This window comes from Erwinia sp. BNK-24-b, assembly GCF_047456155.1.
Taxonomy (GTDB): domain Bacteria; phylum Pseudomonadota; class Gammaproteobacteria; order Enterobacterales; family Enterobacteriaceae; genus Erwinia; species Erwinia phyllosphaerae.
The window spans coordinates 2,489,479-2,501,642 of the sequence record NZ_CP179901.1 but is presented as its reverse complement, the minus strand read 5'-3'; the positions used below and the strand labels follow the sequence as shown (position 1 = coordinate 2,501,642).

General features: G+C 54.2%; 7 protein-coding genes and 1 other RNA gene. 4 read left to right on the top strand and 4 right to left on the bottom strand.

What is annotated here, in order from left to right; genetic code table 11:
- Positions 1-84: 84 nt before the first annotated feature.
- Both ACMGGR_RS11165 and ACMGGR_RS11160 read left to right on the top strand, forming a co-directional pair.
- Complete coding sequence (locus ACMGGR_RS11165; protein WP_414146861.1) at positions 85-834, top strand: EAL domain-containing protein; 750 nt, start codon at positions 85-87, stop codon at positions 832-834.
- Positions 835-925: 91 nt separating this feature from the next.
- Positions 926-2,365: a protein adenylyltransferase SelO gene (locus ACMGGR_RS11160; RefSeq protein ID WP_414146860.1), complete on the top strand. Its 1,440-nt coding sequence runs from the start codon at positions 926-928 to the stop codon at positions 2,363-2,365.
- A gap of 97 nt (positions 2,366-2,462) precedes the next feature.
- Here the strand turns inward: ACMGGR_RS11160 and ACMGGR_RS11155 are convergent, their stop codons facing one another.
- Together ACMGGR_RS11155 and ACMGGR_RS11150 are read right to left on the bottom strand one after the other, a co-directional pair.
- Positions 2,463-3,509, bottom strand: a complete 1,047-nt coding sequence (locus tag ACMGGR_RS11155) for a 3-deoxy-7-phosphoheptulonate synthase (RefSeq protein WP_414146859.1) — start codon at positions 3,507-3,509, stop codon at positions 2,463-2,465.
- Between the two features lie 164 nt (positions 3,510-3,673).
- The gene (locus ACMGGR_RS11150) at positions 3,674-4,504 is read right to left on the bottom strand and encodes a pyruvate, water dikinase regulatory protein (protein WP_246759147.1); all 831 of its coding nucleotides are present in this window, start codon (positions 4,502-4,504) and stop codon (positions 3,674-3,676) included.
- A gap of 467 nt (positions 4,505-4,971) precedes the next feature.
- Between ACMGGR_RS11150 and ppsA the strand changes: the two genes are divergently transcribed.
- Entirely contained in the window at positions 4,972-7,353 is a 2,382-nt protein-coding gene (gene ppsA / locus ACMGGR_RS11145; RefSeq protein ID WP_414146858.1) for a phosphoenolpyruvate synthase, read from the top strand.
- Positions 7,354-7,412: 59 nt separating this feature from the next.
- Here the strand turns inward: ppsA and rprA are convergent.
- An RNA gene (gene rprA / locus ACMGGR_RS11140) (antisense sRNA RprA) lies at positions 7,413-7,525 on the bottom strand.
- 252 nt (positions 7,526-7,777) lie between these two features.
- The gene (gene ydiK, locus ACMGGR_RS11135) at positions 7,778-8,896 is read right to left on the bottom strand and encodes an AI-2E family transporter YdiK (protein ID WP_246759149.1); all 1,119 of its coding nucleotides are present in this window, start codon (positions 8,894-8,896) and stop codon (positions 7,778-7,780) included.
- A gap of 211 nt (positions 8,897-9,107) precedes the next feature.
- Between ydiK and ACMGGR_RS11130 the strand changes: the two genes are divergently transcribed.
- Complete coding sequence (locus ACMGGR_RS11130) at positions 9,108-12,161, top strand: FAD-binding and (Fe-S)-binding domain-containing protein (protein WP_414146857.1); 3,054 nt, start codon at positions 9,108-9,110, stop codon at positions 12,159-12,161.
- The last annotated feature ends 3 nt before the right edge of the window (positions 12,162-12,164 follow it).

The following is a 12,164-nucleotide window of genomic DNA, read 5'->3' as shown; positions in this document are numbered from 1 at the left end:
TATTCTGCTGCGGTCGTCTTTAACCCTGGCGTTGTCATCGCCATGTGCCTGCGCGGATGACAACTTCATCATGGCTGAATAAGAATGAATATCCATCTGGAAGCGGATTATAAAAGTTACACGTCATTCAACCCGATTTACTGCTTCGGCGGGCAGCTTATCGCTGTCGAGCTGCTGACGCAGTTTTCCCACAGCACGGCGAACGTGGCGATCCCACAGGAGCTGCTGCTGCCGCAGCTCTGTAAGGAACAGCGCATTGTTCTATTACAAAATCAGATTAACAGTATTGAAAGACATCTCGACTTTTTCTGTCAGCAAAAAGTAAAAGTTACGCTAAAAATAGATGAGTTACTGGCACAGACTATCCTGGAAAGCGAGTTTTTAAGCCGTAAACTGGATGCGCTCTGCTGGCTGGAGCTGGAAATTACCGAGAGCTTTACGGATTTAAAACTGGGGAAAGACAATCCGGGCCTGATGGCGCTAAGCGAAAGGTTCGATTTATCTTTAGCAAATTACGGCGCGGGTAAAGCGCCATCAAAAGCGGTATACGACAATCTCTTTTCTCGTATAAAACTCGACAAGGGTTTTATTCAGCATAATATTAACCGCCTCTCTTTCCGTCCTTTTATCAACTCCATACTGGAACATATTAAGCCACACTGTCAGCAGGTTATCGTGCAGGGCGTGGACGACCTGACCGGGCTGGAAAAGGTTAGTCAATATCAGTTTGATGGGATCCAGAGCGCGTTGTTTTCCCCGGTAACCGAAGAGTCTCTGACCACGCTGGTGGTGCCGCCTAAAGAGTTAATGACCGATTCAGCAATAACCCCTTAACAAATCCGTGTTCCCTTGTGCGCAGGCGGTTTACACTTAAAGCCGGTACCGCAAGCGCAAAGCGGGTGCCAGTAAATTTTAAGGGGACCGCATGCACTTCAATAATACCTGGCATAACGAGCTGGCAGGATTTTACACCGCTCTGAAACCTACGCCGTTAAAAAACCCACGTCTGCTTTATCACAGCGCCTCGCTGGCTCAGGAGCTGGGGCTGGACGAGAGCTGGTTCCGCGCTGACAAAACCGCCGTCTGGAGCGGCGAAGAGCTGTTGCCGGGAATGCAGCCGCTGGCTCAGGTTTATAGCGGGCATCAGTTTGGCGTCTGGGCAGGTCAGTTAGGTGACGGGCGCGGCATTTTGCTGGGCGAGCAGCAGTTGGCCGACGGTCGTAAAATGGACTGGCATCTGAAGGGTGCCGGTCTGACGCCTTACTCGCGCATGGGCGATGGTCGTGCCGTGCTGCGCTCTTCGCTACGTGAATTTCTTGCCTCTGAAGCAATGTACCATCTTGGCGTGCCGACCTCGCGCGCGCTGACGGTCGTGACCAGCGATCAACCTGTGCAGCGTGAGACTACTGAACGCGGTGCGATGCTGCTACGCGTGGCGGAAAGCCATGCTCGTTTCGGCCATTTTGAGCATTTCTTTTACGCACAGCAGCCTGAAAAGGTGCGGGAGCTGGCTGACTATTTGATTCGCCACCACTGGCCGGAGCTGCAAAATGAAGCGGATCGCTACCTGCTCTGGTTTAGCGATGTGGTTAAGCGCACGGCCAGGCTGATTGCGCACTGGCAGAGCATTGGTTTTGCGCACGGGGTGATGAATACGGACAACATGTCGGTGCTGGGGATGACGCTGGATTACGGGCCGTACGGTTTTCTGGATGATTATAAGCCGGACTTTATCTGTAACCATTCCGATTATCAGGGCCGCTATAGCTTTGATAATCAGCCTGTGGTTGGGCTATGGAATCTGAATCGGCTGGCGCATTCGCTGTCCGGGCTGCTGGATACCACGCAGCTGAAGCAGGCGCTGGCGGAATATGAACCGGAGCTGATGCGCTGTTGGGGAGCGCAGATGCGCGCAAAGCTGGGGCTGATGACCCAGAGTAAAGATGATAACGATATTCTGACCGGGCTGCTGTCGCTGATGACGAAAGAGGGCAGCGACTATACGTTGACGTTTCGTCTGCTTTGCGACACGGAGCAGCAGCAGTCGCGCTCGCCGCTGCGGGACGAGTTTATCGATCGCGAGGCCTTTGACAGCTGGTACAACGTTTATCGCCAGCGTCTGTTGCAGGAAGAGGGCGACGATGCGGTGCGCCAGCAAAAGATGAAGCAGGTGAATCCCGCCATCATTTTAAGGAACTATCTGGCACAGCAGGCGATTGAACAGGCGGAGAAGGATGATATCAGCGTGCTTACCCGTCTGCATCAGGCGCTGTCGCGGCCTTTTGATGACGCACCGGAGTTCGCTGATTTAATGCGTCGGCCGCCGGACTGGGGCAAAAAACTTGAGGTGAGCTGTTCAAGCTAAGATCTCTGCGGGAACAGTAGAGGCAGTCAGCGCCAGCGGGCTGCTGCTGTAAATGCTGCTGCATAAACGGTGTAAAGCGGCAGCGCCGCTTTACTCGTCAGAACCGCGTTGCCACGGCATCTGCCAGCAGCGCCAGGACTTCCTCGCTGTCGTCCCAGCCCAGGCACGGATCGGTAATCGACTGGCCGTATTGCAACGGCGTACCGGACTGGACTTTCTGTGTTCCTTCCTTCAGGAAACTTTCAATCATTACGCCTGCAATCGCCTGCGAACCTTTCCGGATTTGCTGCGCGACCGAGGCGGCAACCTCTTTCTGCAGGCGATGCTGTTTCAGGCAGTTACCGTGGCTGAAGTCAATAACCAGCCGTTCCGGCAGATTGTGTTCGCGCAGGCTTGCCGCCGCTGCGGCGATGTCTTCCGCATGATAGTTCGGCTGTTTACCGCCGCGCATAATGACGTGTCCGGAAGGATTGCCGCTGGTCTGATAAATCGTCATCTGGCCATGCTTGTCCGGTGAAAGAAACATATGGCTGGCGCGTGCGGCGCGGATCGCATCAACGGCGATCTGGATATTGCCATCCGTCCCGTTTTTAAAACCAACCGGACAAGAGAGCGCGGAAGCCATCTCTCGATGGATCTGGCTTTCCGTGGTGCGAGCGCCTATCGCTCCCCAACTGATGAGATCTGCAATAAACTGGCCGACTACCATGTCCAGGAACTCGGTGGCGGTTGGCATACCAAGCCTGTTGATCTCCAGCAGTAGCTTGCGTGCTGTTTCCAGACCGTGATTGACCCGAAAGCTACCGTCCAGGTCGGGATCGGAGATTAACCCTTTCCAGCCCACTACGGTGCGCGGTTTTTCAAAATAGGCCCGCATCACAATCTCAAGCCGGGAGTGATGCTGCTGGCGCAGCGCATTTAATTTTGCGGCATAGTCTAAAGCAGCAGCGGGGTCGTGCAGCGAACAAGGGCCAATAACGACCAGCAGGCGACGATCTTCACCAGCAAGGATACGTGCCACGCGCTTGCGGCAGTCGGTAACGTTAGCGGCAATTTCTGGCGTTATCGGATGCCGCTGCGCCAGTTCATCAGGCGTAATCAGGCTCTCGATGCGCGCGGTCCGCAGTTCATCTGTCTTATTCATAAAGCTCTCTGAAATCTTATCTTCGCGACGGCAGGAGTACCGGGAAGTGATGGCGATCACAATAAACCTGACGGGGCGATCGTTTCAACCTTAAACGCCCGTCTGCCGGGCGTTTCGGGATAAATATCACTGTTTCACAAGCGGGATCAAAAATTTTCTGTCGCTCAATACATTCGGCGAGTCAGCCCCGTGATGTCGAGAATTTTGGTGGCTATCTCCTCAACGGAGTAGTTGGTGCTGTTGAGATAACGAATTTGATGAGTACGGAACAGCGCCTCTACTTCACCCACTTCCAGCCGGCACTGGCGCATGGAGGCATAGCGAGTATTTTCCGCTCTTTCCTGGCGAATGGCGGCCAGACGTTCGGGATCGATAGTCAGGCCAAACAGTTTGTGCTGGAAAGGGCGCAGCGCTGGCGGCAGCTTGAGGTTATCCATATCGTCGGCAATAAAAGGATAGTTGGCCGCGCGGATACCAAACTGCATGGCCAGATAGAGGCTGGTCGGTGTTTTGCCACAGCGCGAAACCCCCAGCAGGATAACCTGTGCATCTTCCAGCCCACGCAGCGAAATGCCGTCGTCGTGCGCCAGCGTATAGTCTATGGCAGCGATACGGGCGTCATATTTACCCAGGTTACTGGCTGTCAGGCCGTGCGTGCGGTTAGCGACCGGGGCAGGAGCAAGCCCAAGCTCCTGCTGCAACGGCGCAACCAGAGACTGCACGATATCCTGACAGAACCCCTCGCTCTGCAAGATTATTTCGCGGATTTCTGGCGTTACGATAGAGATAAACACCAGAGGACGCAGGCCGCTTTTCTGATAAAGCGCATTAATCTGCGCTTTTACCGCCTGGGCACGCTGCACGTTTTCAACAAAGGGCAACGTGACGCTGTTGATGGCCACGGGAAACTGGGAAAGCACGGCGTGGCCCAGCACCTCGGCGGTAATAGCCGTGCCGTCCGAGATATAAAAAACACTACGTTCGCTGATATCCATGTTTTCTCCTGGTGGCTGTGCTTTTCAGACTAAATTAGATAGTCACAGTAAAGCAAACGGTAATAGCTTTTGCGAAACAAAATGAAATCGCCAAAATAAAATAAAATGAAATAAAAAGTAGAATAAAGTCGGCTATAATGGTCGGCGAAAGGAAAAATAGCCATAATGAAATTGCGTTCCCTTTTTCCATTCCCAAAAACCCATGTTAAGCAAAAAAGCATGCTGAAAAAGAATTAATAATAACGCGAAGGTTGCTCTAAGTTTGAATGCATTTTTTATTGTTTAAAATCAATGTGTTATTTATTTGGCTTTCCTTTTCAATTAAATTTTTCTGCGCGGAATTTTCTTAAAAGTAGCTTTTTATTAAGCTTGAACGATTCAACAGTTTCTTTCCTGAAGCGGAATATGCCAGGCTCAGAAATGCACGACCCTGTGCTTCTTAATTACATCACAAAAGGATTGCTTCAATGTCCAATATAGGCGAACTGCCGCTTGTGCTCTGGTATAACCAGCTTGGCATGAACGATGTTGATCGGGTGGGGGGCAAAAATGCTTCTCTGGGTGAAATGATCACTAATTTGTCATCGCTTGGCGTTTCCGTTCCTGACGGTTTTGCCACAACGGCCGATGCATTCAATCAGTTCCTCGATCAAAGCGGCGTCAGTCAGCGGATATATGCGCTGTTAGACAAAACCGATATTGACGATGTTGACGAACTGGCGAAGGCAGGTCAGCAGATCCGCCAGTGGATTGTGGAAACGCCTTTCCAGCCAGAACTGGAGCAGGCCATTCGCGAGGCGTATCAGCAGCTTTCGGCAGACGATGCCGAAGCCTCTTTTGCCGTGCGCTCCTCTGCGACGGCAGAAGATATGCCGGATGCCTCTTTCGCCGGCCAGCAGGAAACGTTTCTTAACGTGCAGGGATTTGACGCCGTTCTGATCGCGGTAAAGCACGTTTACGCCTCGCTGTTTAACGACCGCGCCATTTCCTATCGCGTTCATCAGGGATACGACCACCGTGGCGTAGCGCTCTCGGCTGGGGTACAGCGCATGGTGCGTTCTGATGTCGGCACCGCGGGCGTCATGTTTACCATTGATACCGAATCGGGCTTCGATCAGGTCGTATTTATTACCGCCGCCTTCGGCCTGGGTGAGATGGTGGTACAGGGCGCGGTCAATCCGGATGAATTTTATGTCCATAAGCCGACGCTCGCCGCGGGCCGTCCCGCTATCGTGCGCCGTACGATGGGTTCGAAGAAAATTCGCATGGTCTATACCGATTCTCAAACGCACGGTGAGCAGGTCAAAATCGAGGATGTACCGGAAGCGGAACGCGATCGTTTCTGCCTGAGCAATGAAGAAGTCGAGGCGCTGGCCGCGCAGGCCATGCAGATTGAAAAACATTACCAGCGGCCGATGGATATCGAGTGGGCGAAAGATGGCCACACCGGCAAGCTCTTTATCGTTCAGGCACGTCCCGAAACGGTGCGTTCTAACGGCCAGGTCATGGAGCGTTATACGCTACAGGGCAAAGGCAACATCGTGGTGGAAGGGCGCGCTATCGGGCACCGCATCGGCGCAGGCGTGGTGAAGGTCATTCACGATATCAGCGAAATGAACCGCATCCAGAAAGGCGACGTGCTGGTGACGGATATGACCGATCCCGACTGGGAACCGATCATGAAAAAAGCCTCTGCGATTATCACCAATCGCGGCGGCAGAACCTGTCATGCGGCTATTATCGCGCGCGAGCTGGGCATTCCAGCCGTGGTGGGCTGTGGTGACGCGACTGAACGGCTGCAAGAGGGCCACAAGGTCACGGTCTCCTGCGCAGAGGGCGACACCGGCTACGTTTATGATGATTTACTCGACTTTGAGGTAAAAAGCTCTCAGGTTGATGAAATGCCGCAGCTGCCGCTGAAAATCATGATGAACGTCGGAAATCCGGACAGGGCTTTTGATTTCGCCTGTTTGCCTAACGAAGGCGTCGGGCTGGCGCGACTGGAATTCATCATCAACCGCATGATTGGCGTGCATCCTAAAGCGCTGCTGGAGTTTGACCAGCAAACGCCAGAGCTGCAGCAGCAGATCCGCGGCATGATGAAAGGCTTTGACGATCCGGTTGAGTTTTATATCGCGCGCCTGACGGAAGGCATCGCCACGCTGGGCGCTGCGTTTGCGCCAAAACGGGTTATCGTGCGTCTGTCAGATTTTAAAACTAACGAGTATGCCAACCTGGTAGGTGGCGAGCGCTACGAGCCGGAAGAGGAAAACCCGATGCTGGGCTTCCGTGGTGCAGGCCGCTACGTTGCTGACAGCTTCCGCGACTGTTTTGCACTGGAGTGCGCAGCGGTGAAACGCGTGCGTAACGAAATGGGCCTGACCAATGTTGAAATCATGGTGCCGTTTGTACGTACCGTTGCGCAGGCGAAAGCAGTGGTTGAGGAGCTGGAAAGTCAGGGGCTGAAACGCGGCGAGAATGGCCTGAAGATCATTATGATGTGCGAGATCCCTTCCAACGCACTGCTGGCGGACGAGTTCCTGCACTATTTTGACGGCTTCTCTATTGGTTCTAATGATATGACGCAGCTGGCGCTTGGTCTGGACAGGGATTCCGGCGTCGTCTCAGCACTGTTCGATGAGCGTAACGACGCGGTTAAAGCGCTGCTGTCGATGGCGATTCGCGCCGCCAAAAAGGCCAATAAGTATGTCGGTATCTGTGGCCAGGGGCCGTCAGATCACGAAGATTTTGCGGCCTGGCTGATGGAAGAAGGAATCGATAGCCTGTCGCTTAATCCGGATACGGTGGTGCAAACCTGGCTAAGCCTGGGCGAACTGAAAAAAGCGTAACTATTCATAAGTTCTTATATAAAAAGGCCGGTTTATCCGGCCTTTTTGCTTTTGTACATATAAAAAAAAGCCCATCACATGGGATGGGCAAAGACTACACACAGCAATTCTTTATGTCACTCAGGGGAAAAGGTTGTTTATAAATCAGCGCGTTGCTGCTAAACATAACCGATATACTATTCTCAGCCGTGAAGTGAGTCTTTAAGAATCCTCTTATTAGTTTAAGGGAGGTAATATTTTTTGAGACGGTTAACAGGTGTAATGCAGAATATGTGTATTTATCTTAATCAATTGTTCTTAAGGACGAGAGAAAAGGGGACGGCCAGCGCGAAAAGGATAAAAGTTGCTAAACAAAGGCATCTTTCACGCAAAAGGGATTTTTTGGCGGGATTACGCGGTCAGGTTAACTGACCGCGTAAAAAGATTAGTTTGCTGAGTTTTCCTGTTCTATATCAGCAAGTTCTTCAACAACCTCTTCGGGATCTTCCTGCGGAGCGGGCGCTTCATGCGTCCAGACAGACACCAGACGATAAGAAACCGCCAGCACTACCGGCCCGATAAACAGGCCGATCATGCCAAAAGCCACCAGCCCGCCAATCACGCCACAGAGGATCAGAATCATCGGCAAATCCGCACCCATGCGGATCAGCATCGGCCGCAAGACGCTATCCAGCGTGCCTACGACGCAGCTCCATATCAGCAGCACGGTAGCCCAGGTATTATCGCCGCTCCAGTAAAGCCAGATAATGGCCGGAACCAGCACTACCAGCGGCCCCAGCTGTACCAGGCAGGAAAGGATCATCACTACCGTCAGGACGGTGGCATAAGGAATACCGGAAATAGCCAGGCCGATACCGCCAAGCACGCCCTGGACCAGAGCGGTGACCACCACGCCCAGCGCTACGGCACGGATCGCCTGACCGGCAAGCAGCACGACGGCATCGCCACGGCGATGGCCCAGACGATAAGCGAAATGGCGGATGCCAAAACCGACCTGTTCACCACGCCAGTAGAGCAGCACGCTGAACAGTAACATTAAACCCAAATGCAGCATAAAACGGCCAAAGTGTCCGGCCTGGGCAAACAGAAAGACGCTGGTGCGGCCGATATAAGGCTGAATGCTGGTCATCATCGCTGCGCCGCCGCCGGCAACCAGATGGCGATAGGCGGAAGAGAGCTTTCTGCCCACCAGCGGAATATCGTGCAGCCAGAGCATTTCCGGCAGCATCAGGTGGCCGGACGTCGCCCAGGCGATCAGCGGGCCGCTGTTTTCAATCAGGCTGTTCACCAGCAGGGCTATCGGGATAACAAACAGCAGCATCAGCAGCAGCGTCATCACGATAACCGCCAGCGAGCGCCGCCCCCACAGCCAGCCCTGAATTTTCAGCATCAGCGGCCAGGTGGCGATCACCACCATGCTCGCCCAGGCAAACCCCAGCACAAACGGCTGGACCACCCACAGGCTGACGACGATAAGCAGGGTAATAAACAGGATAGAAAAGATAACCTGTAACATATCCCATCCATTTTGCGTGTTCTTCATGTATGGCCATTAACCTCAATAAAATGAGCAACCGGAGAATAGTGGCGAAGTGCGCCAACCATTTTCAACCTGACGTATTAAACGCATTTTTAATGGAAACGGCACGTTATTCTTTTCACCTGCCTAAAATCGCGACAGGTGACAAAAAAATGTGATAAAACCATGACAAAGAGCAAAGGATACCCTTCAAACACAACCTGGTTACAAGATAATGATCCCACAGATTTCTCAGGCGCCGGGCCTCGTTCAACTGGTGCTGAAGTTTTTGCAGACGTTAGAGCAACAGGGTTTTACCGGCGATACCGCCACCAGCTACGCCGACCGCCTTACCATGTCCACCGACAACAGCATCTATCAGCTGTTACCTGATGCGGTTATCTTTCCACGTTCTACGGCAGACGTGGCGCTGGTCGCCAGGCTGGCAGGCGAAGAGCGCTATCAAAGCCTGATATTTACGCCTCGCGGTGGCGGCACCGGCACCAACGGCCAGTCGCTGAATCAGGGTATCGTGGTGGATATGTCCCGCTACATGAACCGCATTCTTGAGATCAATGTTGAACAGGGATGGGTAAAAGTCGAGGCCGGCGTGATAAAAGACCAGCTTAACGCCGCGCTGAAACCTCTTGGCTATTTTTTCTCCCCCGAGCTTTCAACCAGTAACCGCGCCACGCTTGGCGGCATGATCAATACGGATGCCTCCGGGCAAGGTTCGCTGGTCTATGGGAAAACTTCCGATCACGTTCTGGGATTGCGCGCCGTGCTGATCGGCGGCGATATGCTGGATACGCGCGCCGTTCCGGTTGCCCTGGCTGAGACGCTGGCTAAAGAACAGACGCGGGAAGGGGAAATTTACCGCACGGTGCTGGAACGCTGCCGCGATCGTCGCCAGCTGATTATCGACAAGTTCCCTGAGCTCAATCGTTTTCTTACCGGTTACGATTTGCGCCACGTTATTAGCGACGACCTGGAGCAGGTCGATCTTACCCGGCTGCTGTGTGGCGCAGAAGGCACGCTGGCCTTTATCACCGAAGCGCGGTTAAACATTACGCCCATCCCTAAAGTGCGCCGCCTGGTCAACATCAAATATGACTCGTTCGATTCCGCTCTGCGCAGCGCGCCTTTTATGGTGGAAGCGCAGGCGCTGTCGGTGGAAACCGTCGATTCAAAAGTGCTGAACCTGGCGCGGGAAGATATCGTCTGGCACTCGGTCAGCGAATTAATCACCGACGTGCCGGATCGTGACATGCTCGGCCTGAATATCGTGGAGTTTGCCGGAGATGACCGGGCGCTGATTGATGGGCAGGTCGCCTCGCTTTGCCAGCGGCTGGAAACGCTGATGGCGGAGCAGCAGGCAGGCGTAATTGGCTATCAGCTGTGTGACGATATTAGCGGCATTGAACGCATCTACGCGATGCGCAAAAAAGCCGTAGGGCTGCTGGGAAATGCCAAAGGGCGCGCCAAGCCGATTCCTTTTGTTGAGGATACCTGCGTACCGCCGCAGCATCTGGCGGACTATATCGTTGAATTTCGTCAGCTGCTGGATAGCCATAACCTGAGCTACGGCATGTTTGGCCATGTAGATGCTGGCGTTCTGCATGTGCGGCCAGCGCTGGATATGTGCGATCCGCAGCAGGAAATGTTGATGAAGCAAATTTCCGACGAGGTGGTGGCCTTGACGGCGCGCTACGGCGGATTGCTGTGGGGAGAACACGGGAAAGGCTTCCGTGCGGAGTACAGTCCGGCCTTTTTTGGTGAAGAGCTGTTCAACGATTTGCGCCGCATCAAAGCCGCTTTCGACCCCGCTAACCGGCTGAATCCTGGCAAAATCTGCGCGCCTTTTGGCGTCGACGAACCGATGATGAAAGTCGACGCGGTCAAGCGCGGGACTTTCGACCGGCAGATCCCGATAAGCGTGCGCAGCGACTGGCGCGGTGCAATGGAGTGTAACGGTAACGGTCTCTGCTTTAATTTTGACGCACGCAGCCCGATGTGCCCCTCAATGAAAATTACCGGCAACCGCATTCACTCGCCCAAAGGCCGCGCCACGCTAACGCGTGAATGGCTGCGGCTACTGGCGGAGCAGGGCGTCGATCCGCTGGCGCTGGAAAGAAGCCTGCCGACGCAGAAAGTCAGCCTGCGCGGCATGATTGAGCGAACCCGCAACAGCTGGCACGCCAGGCGTGGCGAGTATGACTTCTCGCATGAGGTAAAAGAGGCGATGTCGGGTTGTCTGGCCTGCAAGGCGTGCTCCACGCAGTGCCCGATTAAAATTGATGTGCCCGGCTTCCGCTCTCGCTTTTTGCAGCTCTACCATACGCGCTATTTGCGTCCCGCCAGCGATCACCTGGTTGCCAGCGTGGAAAGCTATGCGCCGCTGATGGCGAAAGCGCCAAAATTTTTCAATTTCTTCCTGCGGCAGCCGCTGGTACGAGAGCTGAGTAAAAATCACATCGGCATGGTCGACCTGCCGCTGCTTTCTTCACCCAGCCTGAAAAACCAGCTGGCCGGGCAGCGGGCCACTACCACCACGCTGGAGCAGCTGGAAGCCATGGGCGCAGAACAGCGCGCAAGTCATGTGCTGATTGTCCAGGATCCGTTCACCAGCTATTACGAGGCTTCGCTGGTAAGCGATTTTGTTGCGCTGGTGGAGAAGCTGGGCTTCCAGCCGGTAGTGTTGCCTTTCTCGCCAAACGGCAAGGCGCAGCACATCAAAGGCTTTTTGCAGCGTTTCGCCAGAACGGCGCAAAAGACGGCGGATTTCTTAAATCGCGTGGCCAAACTACAGCTGCCGATGGTCGGCGTCGATCCGGCACTGGTGCTTTGTTATCGCGATGAATACAAAGAAATTCTTGGCGATAATCGCGGCGATTTCCACGTGCAGCTGGTGCATGAATGGCTGCAAAAGGCGTTGCCGGAAAGGCAGGCGGTGCCCCAAAGCGGCGAGGCCTGGTATCTGTTCGGACACTGTACGGAAGTGACCGCGCTGCCCGCTTCCAGCCAGCAGTGGGCCGCTATCTTCGCTCGCTTCGGCGCCAGGCTGGAAAACATGAGCGTAGGCTGCTGCGGGATGGCGGGCACCTATGGCCACGAGGCAAAAAATCTGGCTAACTCGCTGGGTATCTACGAGCTTTCCTGGCATACCGCCCTGCAAAAGCTGCCGCGCCAGCGCTGTCTGGCGACCGGCTACTCCTGCCGCAGTCAGGTGAAGAGGGTAGAAGGCAACGGCATGCGTCATCCGCTACAGGCGCTGCTGGAACTGATCTAAACG

What these genes read in the sequence shown, in the direction of transcription:
- ACMGGR_RS11155 (WP_414146859.1), bottom strand. Translation starts at nt 3,509, where the DNA reads ATGAATAAGACAGATGAACTGCGGACCGCGCGCATCGAGAGCCTGATT.
- ACMGGR_RS11160 (WP_414146860.1), top strand. Translation starts at nt 926, where the DNA reads ATGCACTTCAATAATACCTGGCATAACGAGCTGGCAGGATTTTACACC.
- ydiK (WP_246759149.1), bottom strand. Translation starts at nt 8,896, where the DNA reads ATGAAGAACACGCAAAATGGATGGGATATGTTACAGGTTATCTTTTCT.
- ACMGGR_RS11165 (WP_414146861.1), top strand. Translation starts at nt 85, where the DNA reads ATGAATATCCATCTGGAAGCGGATTATAAAAGTTACACGTCATTCAAC.
- ACMGGR_RS11150 (WP_246759147.1), bottom strand. Translation starts at nt 4,504, where the DNA reads ATGGATATCAGCGAACGTAGTGTTTTTTATATCTCGGACGGCACGGCT.
- ppsA (WP_414146858.1), top strand. Translation starts at nt 4,972, where the DNA reads ATGTCCAATATAGGCGAACTGCCGCTTGTGCTCTGGTATAACCAGCTT.
- ACMGGR_RS11130 (WP_414146857.1), top strand. Translation starts at nt 9,108, where the DNA reads ATGATCCCACAGATTTCTCAGGCGCCGGGCCTCGTTCAACTGGTGCTG.